Source organism: Microbacterium sp. M3 (genome assembly GCF_033548675.1).
Taxonomy (GTDB): Bacteria; Actinomycetota; Actinomycetes; order Actinomycetales; family Microbacteriaceae; genus Microbacterium; species Microbacterium arthrosphaerae.
The window spans coordinates 297,177-315,451 of the sequence record NZ_JAWTZT010000004.1; the positions used below are offsets into that span (position 1 = coordinate 297,177).

Sequence of the window (18,275 nt, forward strand, 5' to 3'; positions counted from 1 at the left end):
TCGTGTTCCTCCTTCGGAAGCGCCGCAGGCCTTCCCTGTCGGTCGGCTCCGGCGCGCTGCACGCGTCAGAAGAGGTCTTCTTCGACGCTCGTCAGTGCTTCATCGTAGATCGCCATCGCCTCGCGCACCTCACCGTCGGTGACGACGCAGGGCGGCACCACGTGGATGCGGTTCTCGGCGGCGAAGGGGAGCAGTCCCCGTGCCGTGAGCTCCTTCTTGAGGCGACCGATGACGTCGGCGCCCACCGGCTCGCGGGTGTCCTGGTCGCTCACGAGGTCGAGTGCCCAGAACACCCCCTCGCCGCGCACCTCGCCGATGAGCGGATGCCGCGACCCGAGGTCGCGAAGGCCCGGGCCGATCGCCTCCTCGCCGACCCGCCGGGCGTTGTCGACGATGCCCTCCGCCTCCATCGCGCCGATCGCCGCGACGATGGACGCCGCGGCCAGCGGGTGGCCGGAGTAGGTGAGTCCGCCGGGGAAGACCCGCTCGTCGAACGTCGCCGAGATCTCCTCCGAGATGATGACGCCGCCCACCGGCACGTAGCCGGAGTTCACGCCCTTGGCGAAGGTGATGAGGTCGGGGACGACATCGTGGCCCTCGAAGGCGAACCAGCGTCCGGTGCGACCGAAGCCCGCCATCACCTCGTCGAGGATGAGCACGATCCCGTACCTGTCGGCGAGGGCCCGCACCCCGGCGAGGTATCCGGGGGGCGGCACCAGGATGCCGGCGGTGCCGGGCACCGACTCCAGCAGCAGCGCCGCGATGGTGGCCGGTCCCTCGGACTGGATGACACGCTCGAGGTGGTGGAGGGCGCGCTCGCACTCCTCCTCGGGGGTCGTCGCCCAGAACTCGGTGCGGTACAGGAAGGGCCCGAAGAAGTGCGCGTGGCCGCGGGCGTACTGATTCGGCATCCGTCGCCAGTCGCCGGTCGCGACGATCGCCGCGCCGGTGTTGCCGTGATACGAGCGGTACGTCGAGAGCACGGTGTCGCGGCCGGTGTGAAGGCGGGCCATGCGGATCGCGTTCTCGATCGCGTCGGCGCCGCCGTTCGTGAAGAACACCTTGGCGAAACCGGCCGGCGCCTTGCCGAGGATGCTCTGCGCCGCCCGTCCGCGCACGAGATTGGCGGTCGCGGGGCCGATGGTCGCGAGCTCCTCGGCCTGTGCGCGGATCGCCGCGACGACGGCCGGATGCTGGTGGCCGATGTTCACGTTGACCAGCTGGCTCGAGAAGTCGAGCATGCGGTTGCCGGCGTGGTCCCACACCGTCGTTCCCGAGCCGCCGGCGATGACCGGCAGGTCGAGGCCGGCCTGCGCCGACCAGGAGTGGAAGACGTGCGCGCGGTCGAGGTCCTTGGCGAGGGCATCGAGGTCTTCGGTCATGCGGCCACGTTCCCCGTTCTCGTGCGGCGGGTCAAGGGCGTTCCGTCTCGCGTTCCCCGCGTGGAGGCCGGAGTGTCCGGCCGCCCCGGGGCCCGGAGCCGGGGTCCGGGGCCGGTGGCCGAGGCCCGGGGCCGGGTCCGGGGCGCCGGGGTGGCCGGTCAGGCCCCCATTGCCCGCTCGGCGCGCACCCGGCGCAGGATCGCCACGCCGAACCAGACGGCCGGCACGAAGCCCACGGCGGTGACGGCCGTGAACAGCAGGGGCGTGAACGGCACCACGAACATGACGATGGACGGGACGATCGCGAAGGCGAGCAGCCACCACGGCACCACGCCGGCGCGTGCGAGGCCCGCGGTCGCGAGCGGCGTCGCGAGGAGGTTCAGCATCGGCAGCATCGCGAGGATGCCGAACACCGAGCCGCCCTGCACAGCCTCCGACAGTGCGACCGCGGTGGCGGAGTCGAGCTCGATGCCGATCGTCATCGTCCAGAAGTCGAACAGCACCCAGCCCGACACCAGCGCGTGGCTGAGCGTCGCGAGGAGCGCGCCGATGAGGGTCAGCCAGCCGCCGCGGGCGCCACGGACGAGGCCCGGCACGGCCAGGAAGCCGAGCGCGAGGAACAGGTTGCCGACGTGCAGCAGCACGGCCGACGCCTGGGTCAGTGCGGGGTCGGCGGCGAGCGAGGCGATGTAGTCGGCCGTCGCCTCCGAGGCCTGGGGCGGCGAGGTCGCGATCCCGGCGGTGTACAGCGCCGCGCCGGCGATCAGCGCCAGCCCGCCCAGGGCGGTCAGCCGGCGTCCGGGAACGGAGACGGCGGCGGGTGCGGGAACGGTGTCGAGGGTGGTCATGTCGGTCCTTCCGGTTCGAGGGCTCGTCGAGCCGTCACCGAAGCTATGGGCGACCGGCCGGCCGGCGGATCGTCCGGTGGCATCGACCTCGCGCGCCGCGCGGGGGAAGGAGCGGATGCCGCGTTCCCCCGTACGACGGACGCGCGCCGCTCCGCGCGGGCCCTAGCATTCCGGCATGGGCTCGATCGCACCCGCTCCGCACTCCCGGCTGACGCGCCATGCGCCCACGCTGCTGTTCGTCACCGGCGGTGCGCTCGTGATCGCGCTTTCGCTGGCGGAGTTCCTCCTGGACGATCGCGTCGCGGTGCCGCCGCAGGCGCTCATCCCGCCGATCGTGGTGGGCGTGGTGGTGATGCTGGCGCCGCGGTGGCCGCTGACGGCCGCGATCGTGGCGGCGCTGACGCCCCCGCTCAACCTGCTCGCCGGCGCGCCCGGCCCTGGCGGCGTGCAGCTGCTCGCGATCCTGCTCCTCCTCGGTCGCGCGGCCGCCGTCCTCCCTGCGCGGCGCGCAGCCTGGGCGCTCGGGGTGGGCGCCGCCGCGGCGCTCGCCGCCGGACTGCTCGGCTCTGCGGCGCTGTGGGAGGGCCTCTTCACGGTGTCGGTGTACGTCGCCGCCTTCGGCGTCGGCCTGCTCGTGCGTCGCGAGCGCGCGCAGTCGCAGCGGCTGCGCGAGCTCACAGTCGAGCTCACCGAGCAGCGCGAGACCGCGGCCGCTGCCGCCGTGATGGCCGAGCGGGCGCGCATCGCGCGCGACGTGCACGACTCGGTCGCCCACCAGGTCAGCGTCATGGTGCTGCAGATCGGAGGGCTCCGGCGCCTCCTGCCCGAGCGTCCCGACGCGCAGGAGGTGCTCCGCGGCCTCGAGGGCGTCGGTCGCGAGGCCGTGGACGAGATGCGGCGTGTCGTGGGCCTCATGCGGGAGCCCGCCGCCGACGAGCATCCCTCGCTCAGCCGGCTCGACCGGGTGCTGGCGCCGCTGCGCGACGCCGGCATGCCGATCGGGCTGGAGGTCACCGGCGACCCGGTCGCCCTGCCGCCCCTGCAGGACACCGCGCTCGTGCGCGTCGTGCAGGAGTCGCTCTCGAACATCGTGCGGCACGCCGGTGCGGCGGCGACCGCGATCGAGGTCGCGTACCTGGCCGACGCGGTGCGCGTCACCGTCACCGACGACGGCGTGTTCCGGCGCGCCGACGGCGCCGCGCCGTCGAGCGGACACGGCGTCCGCATCATGCGCGAGCGAATGACCGTGGCGGGCGGCACCCTGAGCGCCGGTCCGCTGGGCGGTGGCTGGCGGGTCGTCGCCGAGGTGCCGCTGCGCGACCGCGAGGCCGCCCCGACAGGAACTGCGGTGGTCCCGTGATCCGGGTGCTGCTGGTCGACGACCAGGCCATGGTGCGCGCGGGTCTGCGCATGGTGCTGAGCGCCGAAGACGACGTCGAGGTGGTGGGCGAGGCGTCCGACGGCGCCGAGGCGCTGCGCCTCGTGAACCGGCATCGCCCCGACGTGGTGCTGCTCGACATCCGCATGCCGGGAATGGACGGCCTCGAGGCGGCTCGCCGGCTGTCGGCGGATGCCGCGGCCCCCGGCATCCTCATGCTCACCACGTTCGATGAGCACGAGATCGTCGACGAGGCGCTCTCGCTGGGCGTCGCGGGCTTCCTCTTGAAGGCGTCCTCGCCGGAGCAGCTGGTGGATGCCGTGCGCGCGGTCGCGGCGGGATCGGGGGTGCTCGATCCGGCCATCACGCGGCACGTGATCGACCGGTTCGCCGACGCCCCGCGTGCCGACCCGCGGGCAGCGGCCGCCCTCGCGGACCTGAGCCCTCGCGAGGTCGACGTGCTCCGCCTCGTCGCGGCGGGCCGCAGCAACGCCGAGATCGCGTCGGTGCTGTTCCTCGGCGAGGCGACGGTCAAGACGCACGTGAGCCGCATGCTGCTGAAGCTCGGGCTGCGCGACCGCGTGCAGGCCGTCGCGTTCGCCTACGAGAGCGGGCTGCTGACGCCCGGCGGCTGAGCGGGTCGCCGGCCGGTCAGGACTTCGCGGTCAGGTGGGACTGCAGGGCGGGGATCACGCTCTCGCCGTAGACCCGGAGCGTCTCCTCCTTGTTGTCGTGCTGGAGGTACCCCGCGAACTGCGTGACGCCGAGCGCTCTCAGTTGCTCCAGCTTGGCGATGTGATCGGATGCCGAGCCGAGGATGCAGAAGCGGTCGACGATCTCGTCGGGCACGAAGTCGACGTGGTCGTTCTCAGCCCGGCCGTGCGTGTTGTAGTCGTAGCCCGTCCGGCCCTCGATGTAGTCCGCGAGGGCATCCGGAATGGCGCCGTGGTGACCGTACTTCGCGACGATGTCGGCCACGTGGTTGCCCACCATCCCGCCGAACCACCGGCACTGGTCGCGCATGTGCGGCCAGTCGTCACCGATGTACATGGGGGCGGCCACGCAGAAGGCGAGCGAGTCGGGGTCGCGGCCGGCGGCGGCCGCGGCATCCTTCACCGTCTTGATCATCCACGCGGCGATGTCGACGTCCGCGAGCTGCAGGATGAAGCCGTCGCCGACCTCGCCCGTCAGCTTCAGCGCCATGGGGCCGTACGCGGCCACCCACACGTCGAGCCGCGACCCCCGGCTCCACGGGAACTGCAGGGTCGCGCCCTTGTACTCGACCGCCCGCGAGTTGGCGAGCTCGCGGATGACGTGGATCGACTCGCGCAGCTCGGCCATCGTCGTGGGTTTGCCGTTGGTGACGCGCACCGCCGAGTCGCCGCGGCCGATGCCGCAGATCGTGCGGTTGCCGTACATCTCGTTGAGCGTGGCGAAGACGGATGCCGTGACCGTCCAGTCCCGGGTCGCCGGGTTCGTGACGAACGGCCCCACGGTCACGTGGTTCGTCTCGGCGAGGATCGCGGAGTGGATGACGTACGGCTCCTGCCACAGCAGGTGCGAGTCGAACGTCCACACGTGGCTGAAGCCGTGCGCCTCGGCGAGCTTCGCCAGCTGCACCGTGCGTGCCGCGGGCGGATTGGTCTGCAGGACGACTCCGAAGTCCATCAGTGCTCACCCCTCACTTGCATGTCCCGATTTCTCGTCTTCATGTCCGGATTTCCTCGGCATGCGCGCTCGCTTGCGGTGGAAAGTGGGACATGGGATGCCTCGAACCGGTGTTCATCCTCAGATCAGGTACTGGCTGAGGCCGCGCTTGAGGAACTGTCCGTCGCCTTTGGCGCCGAGGTACTGCCCGGCGTCGACGATCACCTTGCCGCGCGAGATGACGGTGTCGACGTGACCGTCGATCTCGAACCCCTCCCACGCGGAGTGATCCATGTTCATGCGGTGCGACGCGGCGGAGATGGAGGTGTGCCCGTTCGGGTCGTACACGACGACGTCGCCGTCGGCGCCCGGCTGGATGACCCCCTTGCGCCCGTAGAGCCCGAACATGCGGGCCGGGGTGGTCGAGGTGAGCTCGACCCAGCGCTCGAGGGTGATCCTGCCGGTGACGACCCCCTGGTACATGAGGTCCATGCGGTGCTCCACCGACCCGATGCCGTTCGGGATCGCGCGGAAGTCCTCGAGACCGAGCTCCTTCTGCCCCTTCATGCAGAACGGGCAGTGGTCGGTCGACACCATCTGGATGTCGTTCGTGCGGAGGGCCTGCCACATGTGGTGCTGGTGGCCCTCGTTCCGGCTGCGCAGCGGTGTCGAGCACACCCACTTGGCGCCCTCGAACTGACCCCACTCCTCGCTGAACGCTCCCAGCTGCTCCTCCAGCGACAGGTACAGGTACTGCGGGCACGTCTCGCCGAACACGTTCCAGCCCTGGTCGCGCGCCCACGCGATCTGCTCGACGGCCTGCTTGGCGCTGACGTGGACGGTGTAGAGCGGGGCGCCGGTGAGGTTGGCGAGCATGATCGCGCGGTGCGTCGCCTCCTCCTCCATCTGCCACGCGCGGGCGATGCCGTGGTAATAGGGGGCCTTCTTCCCGGCATCCGCCAACTGGGCCGCCAGCACGTCGATCGCCGGGCCGTTCTCGGCGTGCATCATCGTGAGCAGGCCGGTCTCGGCCGACACCTGCATCGCCTTCAGCACCTGCGCGTCGTCGGAGTAGAAGACGCCGGGGTAGGCCATGAAGAGCTTGAAGCTCGACACGCCCTCGTCGAGGAGGCCCCGCATGGCGGCGAGCGACTCGTCATCGACGCCGCCGACGATCTGGTGGAAGCCGTAGTCGATCGCGCAGTTGCCGGCGGCCTTCTCGTGCCACGCGGCGAGGCCGTCCTGCACGCGCTCGCCGTACCGCTGCACGGCGAAGTCGATGATCGACGTCGTGCCGCCCCACGCCGCCGCCCGCGTACCGGTCTCGAAGGTGTCGGACGCGTTCGTGCCGCCGAACGGCAGCTCCATGTGGGTGTGGGCATCGATGCCGCCGGGGATCACGTACTTGCCGGTCGCGTCGATGACCGTGTCGACGGATGCCGCGACATCCGTCCCGAGAAGCTGCGAGCCCGGCGCGAGCACCGCCGCGATGGTCTCGCCGTCGATGAGCACGTCGGCCGCGCCGCGTCCGGTCGCCGAGACGACGGTGCCGCCCGTGATGAGTGTCGTGGTCATGTCAGAAGTCCCTCCCCATGCATGTCCCGATTTCTCGTGCTCATGTCCCGATCTCGTTCGCTCCGGCCACGGTTTGGAGACGAAATCGGGACACGGAGGAATGGATGCCGCGCCCTCACGGCTGCGCGATCCTCGTGTACGAGTCGGGGCGGCGGTCGCGGTAGAACTGCCAGTCATCGCGCATGTCGCGGACCATGTCGAGGTCGAGGTCGCGCACCAGGAGCTCCTCGTCGGTGCCGGAGCCCCGCTCGCCCACGAAGTCACCCCGCGGGTCGATCACCTGGCTCGTGCCGTAGAAGTCGACGGCCAGCTCGCCGTACTCGTTGTCTTCACGGCCGACGCGGTTCGGCTGCAGCACGAAGTAGCCGTTCGCGACGGCGGCCGCGGGGCCTTCCACCTCCCACAGGCGGTTCGACAGCCCCGGCTTCGTCGCGTTCGGGTTGAAGACCATGTGGGCGTCGTTGAGCCCGAGCTCGCGCCATCCCTCGGGGAAGTGCCGGTCGTAGCAGATGTACATGCCGACGCGGCCGACGGCGGTGTCGAACACCGGGTAGCCCAGGTTGCCCGGCCGGAAGTAGAACTTCTCCCAGAACCGGTCGAGGTGGGGGAGGTGGTGCTTGCGGTACTTGCCGAGGATCGTGCCGTCGGCATCGACCAGCACCGACGTGTTGTAGTACACCCCGGTCTCGGCCTCTTCGTAGATCGGGAGCACCATGACCAGCCCGAGCTCCTTCGCGACGGCCGCGAACCGCTGCACGATCGGGCCGTCGGCCGCCTCGGCGAAGCGGTAGTACTTCTTGTCTTGCGTGATGCCGAAGTACGGGCCGTAGAAGAGCTCCTGGAAGCACACCACCTGCGCGCCCTGGCCGGCGGCATCCCGCGCGAAGCCCTCGTGCTTGTCGAGCATCGACTCCTTGTCACCCGTCCAGGTGGTCTGCGAGATGGCCGCGCGTACCGTCGTCATGGTTCTCCGTCCGTCGCCCCCGTTGACGCGACAGTAGGGCCTCGCTCCGCGCCGCGCAATGGTCGGGTGGGCCGACCATTCGGGCCTGGCGCCGCGTCGCGCGCTGTACATCGGCCGACGGATGCCGCCGCCCGGCCGGGTACACCGCAGGGCGGATGCCGCGGCATCCGTTCTCCCGTACCGTGAAACGGTGTTCCGCGCTCTGAAGCCGTACCAGCTCGCCGTCGACGTGTCGCTCGGCGTGCTGTTCGCGCTGGTGGCGTGGCCGGTGGAGATCCTGGTCGGGGGTTCGACGCCGCTGGATGCGCCGTTCGGAAGCCCGGCGCAGCTGCTGTCGGCGCTCGCGATCGCGTCGTTCTTCGGCGCCGCGCTCGCCGTGCGACGGCTCGCGCCCGCGCTGGCGCTGACGCTGGCCTGGGCGGGCGCCCTGCTCCAGGTCGGTCTCGGCCGGCCGCCGAGCCTCTCCGACGTCGCCATCTTCGGCGTGCTGTATGCCACCGCGGCCTACGGGACCGCGCGCGTGTACTGGGCGGGGCTGGCATCCGCGCTCGTCGGCGCGCTCGTCATCACGGTGTACCTGATGGCGGGCCCGATGTTCGCCGGCGGCGGCCTGTCGTGGCAGAACCTTCCGCTGGCGCTGGTGATGCTCGTGGCCGCCGCGTTCGCGCTCGGCCTGTCGTGGACCATCGGCGCGCTCGTGCGCACCGCGGTGCGCGCGCGGGAGACCCGCGAGGCTCAGCGCCGGGCCGAGGCCGACGCGATCGCCGAGCAGGAGCGCGTGCGCATCGCGCGCGACATGCATGACGTCGTTGCCCACTCCCTCGCTGTCGTGATCGCGCAGGCCGACGGCGCCCGCTACGCCGCGGCGGCCGATCCCGCGGCGGCGACCGAGGCGCTCACCACGATCTCGTCCACGGCGCGCGCCGCGCTCGCCGACGTGCGCCTCCTGCTCGGCCAGCTGCGCCATCGGCAGGGCGACGGGCCGCAGCCGACCCTGGCCGACCTCGAGGAGCTCTACGCCCAGGTGCGCGCCGCGGGCGTGGGGCTGCGCGTCGACCTCGATCCGGCGCCCCCGGGCGAGCCGCCCGCCGCCGTGCAGCTCGCGGTGTACCGCATCCTGCAGGAGGCGCTGACGAACGCGCTGCGGCACGGCGCCCCCGGCGGACCGGTGGACGTGCGCCTGGCGTGGCTGCCCGACCGCGTCGAGCTGTCGGTGCGCAACCCGCTGCCGACCGAACCCGTCGCCGCCGCCCGGTCGGGGCACGGGCTCATCGGCATGCGCGAGCGCGCCCAGCTCGCGGGCGGCCGCCTCGACGTCGCGGACGAGGCCGGCGCGTTCACCGTGCGCGCCACCATCCCGCTCGGAGCCCCGGCATGATGCCTTCCGTGCTCGCCGACCTCCCGCTCGGAGCCCCGGCATGACGCCTTCCGCGCGCGCCGACCTCCCGCTCGGAGCCCCGGCATGATGCCTTCCGTGCGCGCCGACCTCCCGCTCGGAGCCCCGGCATGAGGGGTGCCGTGCTCGCCGGCCGCCGCGCTCGGAGCCCCGGCATGAGGGGTGCTGTGCTCGCCGACCATGTCCCACTTTCGACCGCAAACGGGGCGTTTTGCGGCAGAAAGTGGGACACCAAGGGCAGAAAGTGGGACACCAAGGGCAGAAAGTGGGACACCAAGGGCAGAAAGTGGGACATGGAAGGAGGCCGGGCATGATCCGCGTCGCGCTCGTCGACGACCAGGCGCTGTTCCGCGCCGGCATCCGCATGCTCGTCGACTCGCAGCCCGACCTGGAGGTCGTGGCCGAGGCATCCGACGGCCGCGAGGCGATCGCCGCCATCCGTCAGGCGCGGCCCGACGTCGTGCTGATGGACATCCGCATGCCCGTCATGGACGGGCTCGCGGCCACCGCCGAGCTGCTCGCCGACCCCCCGACCGAGGGCACACCGTCGCCGCGCATCGTGATGCTCACGACCTTCGACCTCGACGAGGCCGCGGCGCGCGCGATCCGGCAGGGGGCGAGCGGGTTCCTGCTGAAGGACGCCGATCCCGAGTTCCTGCTCGCGGCGATCCGCACGGTGCATTCCGGTTCCGCGGTGATCGCGGCCTCCGCGACGCGCGAGCTCTTCGAGAGATTCACGGATGCCGCATCCCGGCCCATCCCGCCGGCCTACGAGGAGCTCACCGAGCGCGAGCGCGAGATCTTCGCCCTCGCCGCCCGCGGGCTGTCCAATGCCGAGATCGCCGCGCGGGAGTTCCTGTCGGAGGCGACGGTGAAGACGCACATCAGCCGCATCCTCACCAAGCTCGCACTGCGCGACCGGGTGCAGCTCGTCGTCTTCGCCTTCGAGCACGGCCTGGTGTAGCTCCCGCACCGGCGCCCGGGGTCGTGCCGGCGTCGGAGCCGGCCGGGCTTCCGGGCCTCCGGTCGGCCAGTCTTCGGTCTTGAGACCTGCCGGATTCAGTCTGGGCCGAAGCCGCTCGGCGGCCTGGCCGTGAGTTTCCGTGCCTCGCGCCCGCGTGGCCGACGCTGAGGCTGAATCCGGCAGGCTCCGGCTCGACGACCGCCTCGCGCCGCCGATCATCCTCAAGATGTAGGACGGATGCCTCGCCCGGCGGACGCGCGCGACAGAACCGCCTTCCTAGCGTCGGAGACATGGAACTCTCTTCGACCGACCTGGGCCTGGCGGCCCGGGTGCAGCAGCTGACCAAGACCTTCGGTGCGGGCGAGAGCGCGGTGCACGCGCTCGACGGCGTGAGCGTCGGGATCCGCCGCGGCGAGTTCACGGCGATCATGGGTCCGTCGGGCTCGGGCAAGTCGACGCTCATGCACATCATGGCGGGCCTCGACGCGCCGTCGTCGGGCCGCGCGTGGATCGGCGACACCGACATCACGGGCCTCTCCGACCTCGAGCTCACGATCCTGCGCCGCCGCCGCGTCGGCTTCGTCTTCCAGGCGTTCAACCTCGTCCCCACCCTCGACGCGCTCGGCAACATCCTCCTGCCGTTCGACCTCGACGGCCGCCGGCCGACGACGCTCGAGCGCGCGCGCATCGACGGGCTCGTCGAGCGGCTCGGACTGGCATCGCGCCTGAACCATCGCCCGCACCAGCTCTCGGGCGGCCAGCAGCAGCGTGTCGCCATCGCGCGTGCGCTCGCCACCGCGCCCGACCTCGTCTTCGCCGACGAGCCCACGGGCAACCTCGACTCCCGCTCGGGGCGCGAGGTGCTGGCGCTTCTGGCCGCCGCCACGCGCGAGCAGGGGCAGTCGATCGCGATGGTGACGCACGACCCCGTCGCCGCGTCGCACGCCGACCGCGTCCTGTTCCTCGGCGACGGCCGGATCGTCGCCGACAAGCCGCGGCAGAGCGCCGAGGAGATCTCGGCGTACATGCTCGCCTCCGAGCTGGGCGCCGATGCCCGGGCGACGGGGGTGGCCTCGTGAGCGCCGTGGCAGAGACCACGACGGGAGAGCGGATGCCGCGGCCCGCGGCATCCGGAATCCGCCCGCGCGCGGCGACCGCTCCTTTCGCATGGCTGCGGGAGCGGGGGATGGGGGCGAGCATCCTCGTCGCGGCGATCTCGACCGCGTTCGGCGCGATCCTGCTGAGCGCGACCGGGTTCATCGCGGCGGTGCTGAGCGCCGACCCGTACATCGGGGACAGTGGAACGCTCGCCGTCGTGCTGGGCATCATGAGCTTCCTGCTCATCGGCGTCGCGGTCTATGTGGCCTCGATCGTCACCGCCAACACCTTCGCGACCGTCATCGCCGGGCGCACCCGCCGCATCGCGCTGCTGCGCCTCATCGGCGCCTCCGCGCGCTCGCAGCGCGCCGAGGTCGCCCGTCAGGGTCTCGTCGTCGGGATCATCGGCGCGGTGCTCGGACTCGTCGGCGGCACCGTCGTGTCGTGGGCGGGAGTGGCGCTCGCCGTCGCGCTGCTCGGCATCGACGGCGTCGACTACGTCGTCGCGCAGCCGGTCCTCGTGATCCCGGCCGTGATCGTCGCCCTCACCACGTGGGCGGCAGCGTGGGCCGGTTCACGGCGGGTGCTCACGGTGACGCCGCTGCAGGCGCTCGGCGGTGCGGTCGAGGCATCCCATGACGCCTTCGTCCGTCGCGGAGCGCGCAACGGCGCCGCGATCGCGCTGTTCGCGATCGGCGGGGCGCTGCTGGCCGGCGGCATCGCGCTCGGCCTCATCACGCCGCTCGGCGTGGTCGTCGCGTTCTTCGGCGGCATCTTCTCGTTCACGGGCCTCGCCCTCGGCGCCACGCTCGTGATGCCCCCGATGCTGCGGCTCGTGGGCCGGTGGTTCGGTCAGGCGCCGACGGCGCGTCTCGCTGCCGAGAACGCGCTGCGCTACCCGGAGCGGTCGAGCCGGATGGCCATCGGCGTGGTGATGGGCGTCACCCTCGTGACGATGCTCGCGGTCGCGCTGGAGACGGTGAAGGTCGTGCTCGCCACCTCGGCCGGGGGCGAGCTCGACACCGAGTTCGCGACGGTGATCGACACCTTCTCGGGCATCATGATGGGCCTCGTCGCCGTGTCGGCCGTCATCGCCGCCGTCGGCCTCGTGAACCTCCTGACGATCGGCGTGGTGCAGCGGCGGCGAGAGCTGGGACTGCTGCGGGCACTGGGCGTGTCGACCGGTCAGGTGCGCCGGATGGTGCTGCTCGAGGCCGCGCACATCACTATCACCGCGACGGTCACCGGGCTCGTGCTGGGGGTCGCCTACGGCTGGGCAGGCGCGCAGTCGCTGCTGGGCAGCGTGCCGATGCCGCCGTCGTTCTCGGCGCCGACGCTCGTGGCGCCCGCGGTGCCGTGGGTCCCGGTCCTCATCATCGTGGTCGCCACCGCCGTGCTGACGCTCGTCGCGGCGGTCGTGCCCACGCGCCTCGCGACCCGGGTCGCGCCGGTCGAGGCGCTGGCCGACTGAGGCTGGGGGGCAGTACCGGTCGTTGAGCGAGCGGAGCGAGTCGAAACGGCACGGACCCGGCGCGGGCTGTCGGTGGACGTTTCGTCTCGCTCGTTCCTCGCTCGCTCAACGACCGGGGGCCGCGACACGGACGAACGGGCCGTGCGCGGCGTCGGAGACGAGCTCGACGTACTCCTCGGTGTCGAGATCGTCGGTCGAGATCAGCTCGGCCACCTCGCGCAGGGCGCTCACGAGGTTCGTCTGCGGCACCGCGTTGTCGCGCTCGCCGTGCACGCCCTCGCACGTCGACATCAGGGCGGTGAGGCCGGGAGCGTCGTCGGGACGCGCCTTCCACAGCGCGTGCAGTGATCGCGGCGTCGCGTTCCGGCTGCCGTGGTGACCGACCTTGTAGAGGTCGACGCGGGCCAGTCGCGCGCGCAGCTTCGCATCGCGCGGAAGCTGGTCGAGGGTGTGGCGCCAGTTCTCGATCTGCGCGTCGCCGGGGAACAGGAGCGTCACCCCGCCGACCCGCAGCAGCAGGACGAGGCTGGTGTTGTTCAGCGCATCATCGAGGTCGCGCACGAGACGCGCCGCCGAGTGCGAGCGCTCGCTCGCGAGCCGCTCGACGAGCCACCGCACCGGCCCTGGCGGCGGGCTCGGCGGCGTGGGAGCACCGGCTTCGGCTGCCGAGCCGGCCGCCCGCAGCGAGGCGTCGAGGGCCGTGAGCCAGTACTCGGGGTCGTTCTCGCGCTGCTTCGCGACTCGCGGATCCTGGTCGACGGTCGGCGGCCCGAGCACGAGCGTCTCGAGTCCCGGCACCACCTCGGCGAGGTCCAGATCCATTCCGGCGTGCAGGTAGCGCCCCCGCCCGTCCTCAGAGAGCTCCTCGAGCAGTGCGACCGCCTCGGCGTTCTTGAGCTGGTCCTCCGCGGCGGCGCGGATGTCGTCGTCGAGTCCGGCGACATCGCTCAGCCGCGCGACGTGCTCCTGCGCCCGGGCGAGGAGCGCCGCGTACCGTGCCGACGCAGCGCTCACGCCGCCCGCCGGTGCCGCCGGGCTCACGCCGCCCGCGGCCGGCGCCCGGTCAGCGGCCCGGGACGCCGCAGTCGAACCCGCCCCGGCCGTCCGCGTCGCGGCCGCCCCCGCCGCCGCGGACGCCGGTCCGGCCGCTCGGGCACCCGCGCCCGACGGGCCGTCGGCGGTCGGCGCGAGGGCGGGATCCTCGGTCCACGAGCGCAGCACCAGCTTCGGCGCGAGCTTCTTCATCACGGCGGCCGCGGCGCCCACCTCGAAGCCCCGGAGGTGGTCGCGGTGGCGGTGCGTGACCACCAGCACGTCGAGCACGCCGCCGGTGTGCTCGTCGACGAGCGCAGCCACGTCGGCCATGCGCCCGCGGGCCTTCCCGGGCCGGGGCGGGTGACTGCTGCCGAAGTCGATCAGCAGGTGGCGCTCGGCGCGGCCATCGGGCAGCGGCTCGTCATACTCGACCGACAGCAGGAAGCAGTCGCCGAAGCCCACCTGGTACATGCGCACGCGCACGCGGACCGGGGTGCTCACCATGCCTCCCCGGAGCTCATGTCGGCGCTGTGCAGCGCCGCGAACGTCTGACCGCGCCCGGCTTCCTCCGAGAAGCCCAGCCGCTGCGCCGCAGTGCGGCGGCCCGTTCCGGCGAGGTACTCCAGCCGCCGCTTCTGGCGCCGCCAGTCGTCGAGCCGCTTGTAGATGTGCAGCTTCAGCCGGCCGAACTGGTCGAAGATCAGCGTGCCGCCGCCGAACAGCTGCACCGCGGCATCCGGATCGATGTCGGGGGAGAGCTGCAGACCCGACTCGTTCACGAACTCGCGGGCGCTCATGTCGGCCGTCTGCACGTAGGTCGCGACCGACTCCGGCACGATGAGCCCGTCGGGCCCGATCCGCTGCGTCGGCAGCACCGATTCGATGACGGTGTAGTACTTTGTCGCGACGTCGAGTCGCCGGGCGTTCTGCCACAGGAAGCGGAAGACCTCGTCGCGGTCGTTGCGCAGGCCCGCGAAGTTGATCCCGAGGTAGTGCGGCGGCAGCTCGGCGTCGAGGACGTCGGTCACGCGGTCGGCGGGGCGCCGGATGCCGGCCCGCCCGAAGCCGTCGACGAGGAGGCGGCGGTACCCCAGGTCGTCGTCGGGCACGACCTCCTTGTCGGCGAGCAGCACGGCGTTGAGCAGATCGGAGAAGTCGAACTCGACGGGCGGCAGGTAGTCGAGCCCGCGGATGAGCATCGTCAGCAGCTGACTCGCGGCCTTGGCGCCCTCTTCGGCGGCCCGCGCGCGATCGACGGTGATCCGGCGGCCGCCCGCGTCCGCACCTTTCGGGATCGACAGCACCGCATCCAGCCGCGTCGTCCAGATCTCCACGAGCAGGTTGAACGCGATCGCCACCAGCACTTCACCCCGGCGGTGGGGCTCGGCGTATTCGGGCAGCTCGGCCCAGTTCGGCGGCGGCGGACGCAGTGCCGACTCGCGCAGCGCACCCCGGCCCTGCGTCAGCACGCTGCCCACCTGCTCGGCGACCTTGGCCAGCACGCTGGCCTGCAGCGCCTCGGGCTCGATCGCCCGGCGATGGATGCGGCCGTGACGGTCGGGCGTGCCGAGCGTCTGCTCGACGACCGTGCGCATCGAGAAGACCGACAGCAGCGCGACGATGTCGGCGAAGCCCTCGTGGAATGCCGCCTGATCGGCGAGGCTCGGCTCGAGGAACCGGCGGCGGAGCCCGTCGAGCACGGCGTGCGTCGTCTCGTGCACCACGACGTCGTGGCTGAGGCACGTGTAGACCGGCGGCGCCTCCGCCGCGGCGGGGACGTAGCCGAACAGCAGCGCCCGGTCGTCGAACGAGTAGTACGCGTTCGCCTCGGGGAACGCGTGCGGCACGAGGTAGAGCTGGTGGCTCTCGAACGCCCACGGCAGGCGGCGCCCGAGCGCGGTCTCGAACGTCGCGAGCGTGCGCGCCGCCGTGGCGTACACGTGCTGCGCGTGGAACGCCTTGTCGGTGCGCAGGGTGTGGTCCTCGGCATCCGCGAACACGTCCTCGTTCCCGAACGGCACGTGCTTGATGTACTCGCCCGTGGCGGTGTCGTAGTCGACGACGTGCAGCCGCGCGCCGCGCGGCCCGTCCTCCATGCGCGACCAGGGCACCTTGACCTGCGCCGTGAGGATCTTCTCGTCGTCGCCGTGGACAGACGGGTCCTGGGCCACCAGCCGCAGCGTGGTGTGCGTGCGCGGCTTGTCGACGGGCTGGGCGAACTCGACATCGTCCGGCATGTCACACCTCCGGCGGGGGCGTCGCCTCGCCGTCGAGGCGTTCTCCCCCCGCCCTGGATGAGGGCGGGGGCAGGCCCCGTGATACCGGACAGGCTACCCCTGCGCGCGGCGCTCTGGCAGGTGCCGCGGCATCCGTCAAGAGGGGTGCGCCCACGCCCGAGCGCCGGACAGGCTGGCCTCATGCAGATCGAGATCGTGGAGCACGAACCGCCCTACCGCGTCGGTGTCGTCATCGGCAGCCTGTCGCGCGAATCCGTCAACCGCCGCCTGGCCGAGGCGCTGCAGAAGCTCGCACCCGCCGAGCTGGAGTTCTTCGAGATCCGCTACGGCGACCTGCCCCTGTACAACCGCGACCTGGACGCCGACTACCCCCAGGTGGCGCGGGACTTCAAGGCGGCGATCCGGTCGGCCGACGCGGTGCTCTTCGTCACCCCGGAGTACAACCGCTCCATCCCCGGACCGCTCAAGAACGCCATCGACTGGGGCAGCCGCCCCTACGGCGACAACGCCTGGGAAGACAAGCCCACCGGCGTCATCGGCGGTTCGCCGGGCAAGATCGGCACCGCCGTGGGGCAGCAGACCCTGCGCGGCACCCTCAGCTACCTGAACGCGCGGCAGATGACCTCGCCCGAGGCGTACATCCAGCTGACCCCCGGGCTCATCGATGACGAGGGCCGGGTCACCGACGGCGAGACCGAGGAGTTCCTGCGTCTGTTCATGTCGAAGTTCCGCGAGTACATCGCCCGCGTCCTCACGGTGATCCCGCAGGACTGAAAGACGAGCGGATGCCGGCGGCCCGCGCCCGTGCGCGGCGCCCGGTGACCGCGCGCGATGCCCCGTAGGGCACCGCGGGCGGCGGTGGCGGCATCCGTCTCCCGGATCGCCGGGTCAGGCGGCCGGGGTCTCGGCGTCGGGCCCGAATCGCCGGGTCAGGCGGCCGGCGTCTCGGCGTCGGCCTCGGGGTCGGACTCGGGGTCGTGCGCCCACGTCGGGGCCAGCGCGCGGACGCGCGCCGCGCGCCACTGCCACACGCCCCACAGCACCGGCCAGAGCAGTGGCGCGGTGGGCCCGCCGATCACGAGACGGTCGCGCCACAGGGTCTTGCCGGGCTCGCCCGGCGCCGGCGACACCGCCATCTGGTGGTCCCACACGTCGAGGCTCGCGAGCGGACCGGTGAGCGGGATGCCGCTGTCACGGAAGATCCGCACCTGCCCGCCGGGTTCGTCGACCGACCGCTCGCTGACGTGGATGAGCTGGCGCCCCATCGGCACCGAGCCGAGTGCCGACAGCTGCACCGGCACGTCGTCGCCCGGCGTCCACGACGTCGGCAGGCCGCTCGGCACGAGCGGCGCGAGGTCGAGCAGCGGGCCGTAGAGCTCGGCCACCGCGCGGGGCGAGTGCACCGCGCGCCATGCCGCGTCGGCGTCGCAGTCGATCACGAACTTCAGCAGGATCCGCATGCGCTCCAGTGTCGCACCCGCCCCGTGCCGCAGATCGGGGCTTGCGCCGGGCGTCGACATCATGCGCTCTTGCCGAGATGCCACGCGCGCATGACGTGTGCGCTCGGCGAGGGCACATGGTCTGGACGCGGCGGTCGCTGAGGGGGAAGGGCCGGATGCCGCGGCCTACGCTGGACGGATGCCCGAGAGCCCGTTCGACCAGCACCGCTACCAGGTCCGCCACGACTGGGGCGCCGAGGGGCTGCAACGCCTCGCCCCCGCCGATGTCGTGGTCGTCGTCGACGTGCTCCGGTTCTCGACGACGGTGACGGATGCCGTGGCCCGCGGCGAGAGCGTGCCGCTCGACGCCGCCGCGCACGCGGTCTCGCTCAACGGCGCCGCGGTGGCGCAGGCCGCGGACGCGACCGGAGCCGTGGTGCTCCTCGGATGCCTCCGCAATGCGGCGGCGGTCGCCCGAGCCGTGCTCGACGTCCAGCACGAGCGGGGCGCACGCACCAGCATCGCGGTCATCGCCGCCGGCGAGCTCGCGGGCCGCGCACCCGGAGCAGCGCTGCGGTTCGCGGTCGAGGATCAGCTCGGTGCGGGCGCGATCATCGACGCCCTCGGCGACCTCGGCGTCGACCACACGTCACCCGAGGCTGCCGCGGCCTGCGAGGCGTTCCGCGGGCTCCGCGGGGCGGTGCGCCACCTGCTGACCGCGAGCGGGTCGGGGCAGGAGCTGCTCGATCTCGGCCGCCGCGACGAGGTGCTGAACGCTGCGGCGGTGGATGCGGCATCCGTCGTCCCGGTGCTCCGTGACGGCGCGTTCGTGGCCCTCTGA

Annotated in this window: 16 protein-coding genes; 8 read left to right on the plus strand and 8 right to left on the minus strand. The window is 72.3% G+C overall.

The genetic code is table 11. The features are described from left to right. Positions 1-65: 65 nt before the first annotated feature. Positions 66-1,382 (minus strand): aspartate aminotransferase family protein, encoded by a 1,317-nt coding sequence (locus R8Z57_RS13645; protein WP_318354332.1) that lies wholly within the window; start codon positions 1,380-1,382, stop codon positions 66-68. Positions 1,383-1,540: 158 nt separating this feature from the next. Then, positions 1,541-2,230 carry a hypothetical protein gene (locus tag R8Z57_RS13650; protein ID WP_318354333.1) on the minus strand — a complete coding sequence of 230 codons (690 nt, stop codon included), beginning with the start codon at positions 2,228-2,230 and terminating at the stop codon, positions 1,541-1,543. Positions 2,231-2,405: 175 nt separating this feature from the next. On the opposite strand from R8Z57_RS13650, the gene R8Z57_RS13655 reads away from it, so the two are divergent. Together R8Z57_RS13655 and R8Z57_RS13660 are read left to right on the plus strand one after the other, a co-directional pair. Continuing rightward, on the plus strand, positions 2,406-3,590 hold the full coding sequence (locus tag R8Z57_RS13655; protein ID WP_318354334.1) for a sensor histidine kinase: 1,185 nt from the start codon (positions 2,406-2,408) through the stop codon (positions 3,588-3,590). After that, positions 3,587-4,243: a response regulator transcription factor gene (locus R8Z57_RS13660; RefSeq protein WP_318354335.1), complete on the plus strand. Its 657-nt coding sequence runs from the start codon at positions 3,587-3,589 to the stop codon at positions 4,241-4,243. Before R8Z57_RS13655 ends, R8Z57_RS13660 begins: the two co-directional genes overlap by 4 nt. A 16-nt stretch (positions 4,244-4,259) precedes the next feature. On the opposite strand, the gene R8Z57_RS13665 is transcribed toward R8Z57_RS13660, so the two are convergent. The 3 genes from R8Z57_RS13665 to R8Z57_RS13675 form a co-directional block, all read right to left on the minus strand. Continuing rightward, the gene (locus R8Z57_RS13665; protein WP_318354336.1) at positions 4,260-5,276 is read right to left on the minus strand and encodes a TIGR03842 family LLM class F420-dependent oxidoreductase; all 1,017 of its coding nucleotides are present in this window, start codon (positions 5,274-5,276) and stop codon (positions 4,260-4,262) included. Positions 5,277-5,396: 120 nt separating this feature from the next. Next, entirely contained in the window at positions 5,397-6,830 is a 1,434-nt protein-coding gene (hydA, locus tag R8Z57_RS13670; RefSeq protein ID WP_318354337.1) for a dihydropyrimidinase, read from the minus strand. Positions 6,831-6,945: 115 nt separating this feature from the next. Next, positions 6,946-7,794 carry a nitrilase-related carbon-nitrogen hydrolase gene (locus tag R8Z57_RS13675; RefSeq protein ID WP_318354338.1) on the minus strand — a complete coding sequence of 283 codons (849 nt, stop codon included), beginning with the start codon at positions 7,792-7,794 and terminating at the stop codon, positions 6,946-6,948. Between the two features lie 190 nt (positions 7,795-7,984). Here R8Z57_RS13675 and R8Z57_RS13680 point away from each other — a divergent pair, with 190 nt between their 5' ends. The 4 genes from R8Z57_RS13680 to R8Z57_RS13695 all read left to right on the plus strand — a co-directional run bounded on the left by R8Z57_RS13680 (position 7,985) and on the right by R8Z57_RS13695 (position 12,723). Next, positions 7,985-9,172 carry a sensor histidine kinase gene (locus tag R8Z57_RS13680; RefSeq protein ID WP_318354339.1) on the plus strand — a complete coding sequence of 396 codons (1,188 nt, stop codon included), beginning with the start codon at positions 7,985-7,987 and terminating at the stop codon, positions 9,170-9,172. 328 nt (positions 9,173-9,500) lie between these two features. After that, positions 9,501-10,154 (plus strand): response regulator transcription factor, encoded by a 654-nt coding sequence (locus R8Z57_RS13685; protein WP_318354340.1) that lies wholly within the window; start codon positions 9,501-9,503, stop codon positions 10,152-10,154. 290 nt (positions 10,155-10,444) lie between these two features. After that, on the plus strand, positions 10,445-11,233 hold the full coding sequence (locus R8Z57_RS13690; RefSeq protein ID WP_318354341.1) for an ABC transporter ATP-binding protein: 789 nt from the start codon (positions 10,445-10,447) through the stop codon (positions 11,231-11,233). 107 nt (positions 11,234-11,340) lie between these two features. After that, entirely contained in the window at positions 11,341-12,723 is a 1,383-nt protein-coding gene (locus tag R8Z57_RS13695) for an ABC transporter permease (RefSeq protein WP_378723886.1), read from the plus strand. Between the two features lie 105 nt (positions 12,724-12,828). Here the strand turns inward: R8Z57_RS13695 and R8Z57_RS13700 are convergent, their stop codons facing one another. Beyond that, positions 12,829-14,259 carry a hypothetical protein gene (locus R8Z57_RS13700; protein ID WP_318354342.1) on the minus strand — a complete coding sequence of 477 codons (1,431 nt, stop codon included), beginning with the start codon at positions 14,257-14,259 and terminating at the stop codon, positions 12,829-12,831. Continuing rightward, positions 14,256-15,995, minus strand: a complete 1,740-nt coding sequence (locus tag R8Z57_RS13705; protein ID WP_318354343.1) for a hypothetical protein — start codon at positions 15,993-15,995, stop codon at positions 14,256-14,258. Before R8Z57_RS13705 ends, R8Z57_RS13700 begins: the two co-directional genes overlap by 4 nt. A gap of 180 nt (positions 15,996-16,175) precedes the next feature. Here R8Z57_RS13705 and R8Z57_RS13710 point away from each other — a divergent pair, with 180 nt between their 5' ends. Beyond that, entirely contained in the window at positions 16,176-16,769 is a 594-nt protein-coding gene (locus tag R8Z57_RS13710) for an NADPH-dependent FMN reductase (protein WP_318354344.1), read from the plus strand. A 155-nt stretch (positions 16,770-16,924) separates the two neighbouring features. Here the strand turns inward: R8Z57_RS13710 and R8Z57_RS13715 are convergent, their stop codons facing one another. Further along, positions 16,925-17,539: a hypothetical protein gene (locus R8Z57_RS13715; protein ID WP_318354345.1), complete on the minus strand. Its 615-nt coding sequence runs from the start codon at positions 17,537-17,539 to the stop codon at positions 16,925-16,927. Positions 17,540-17,633: 94 nt separating this feature from the next. Here R8Z57_RS13715 and R8Z57_RS13720 point away from each other — a divergent pair, with 94 nt between their 5' ends. Beyond that, positions 17,634-18,275, plus strand: a complete 642-nt coding sequence (locus R8Z57_RS13720; protein WP_318354346.1) for a 2-phosphosulfolactate phosphatase — start codon at positions 17,634-17,636, stop codon at positions 18,273-18,275.

Excerpts from the sequence above, each read along its gene's own strand:
- R8Z57_RS13645 (WP_318354332.1), bottom strand. The coding sequence starts at position 1,382 with ATGACCGAAGACCTCGATGCCCTCGCCAAGGACCTCGACCGCGCGCAC.
- R8Z57_RS13650 (WP_318354333.1), bottom strand. The coding sequence starts at position 2,230 with ATGACCACCCTCGACACCGTTCCCGCACCCGCCGCCGTCTCCGTTCCC.
- R8Z57_RS13655 (WP_318354334.1), top strand. The coding sequence starts at position 2,406 with ATGGGCTCGATCGCACCCGCTCCGCACTCCCGGCTGACGCGCCATGCG.
- R8Z57_RS13665 (WP_318354336.1), bottom strand. The coding sequence starts at position 5,276 with ATGGACTTCGGAGTCGTCCTGCAGACCAATCCGCCCGCGGCACGCACG.
- hydA (WP_318354337.1), bottom strand. The coding sequence starts at position 6,830 with ATGACCACGACACTCATCACGGGCGGCACCGTCGTCTCGGCGACCGGA.
- R8Z57_RS13675 (WP_318354338.1), bottom strand. The coding sequence starts at position 7,794 with ATGACGACGGTACGCGCGGCCATCTCGCAGACCACCTGGACGGGTGAC.
- R8Z57_RS13685 (WP_318354340.1), top strand. The coding sequence starts at position 9,501 with ATGATCCGCGTCGCGCTCGTCGACGACCAGGCGCTGTTCCGCGCCGGC.
- R8Z57_RS13690 (WP_318354341.1), top strand. The coding sequence starts at position 10,445 with ATGGAACTCTCTTCGACCGACCTGGGCCTGGCGGCCCGGGTGCAGCAG.
- R8Z57_RS13695 (WP_378723886.1), top strand. The coding sequence starts at position 11,341 with ATGGGGGCGAGCATCCTCGTCGCGGCGATCTCGACCGCGTTCGGCGCG.
- R8Z57_RS13705 (WP_318354343.1), bottom strand. The coding sequence starts at position 15,995 with ATGCCGGACGATGTCGAGTTCGCCCAGCCCGTCGACAAGCCGCGCACG.
- R8Z57_RS13710 (WP_318354344.1), top strand. The coding sequence starts at position 16,176 with ATGCAGATCGAGATCGTGGAGCACGAACCGCCCTACCGCGTCGGTGTC.
- R8Z57_RS13720 (WP_318354346.1), top strand. The coding sequence starts at position 17,634 with ATGCCCGAGAGCCCGTTCGACCAGCACCGCTACCAGGTCCGCCACGAC.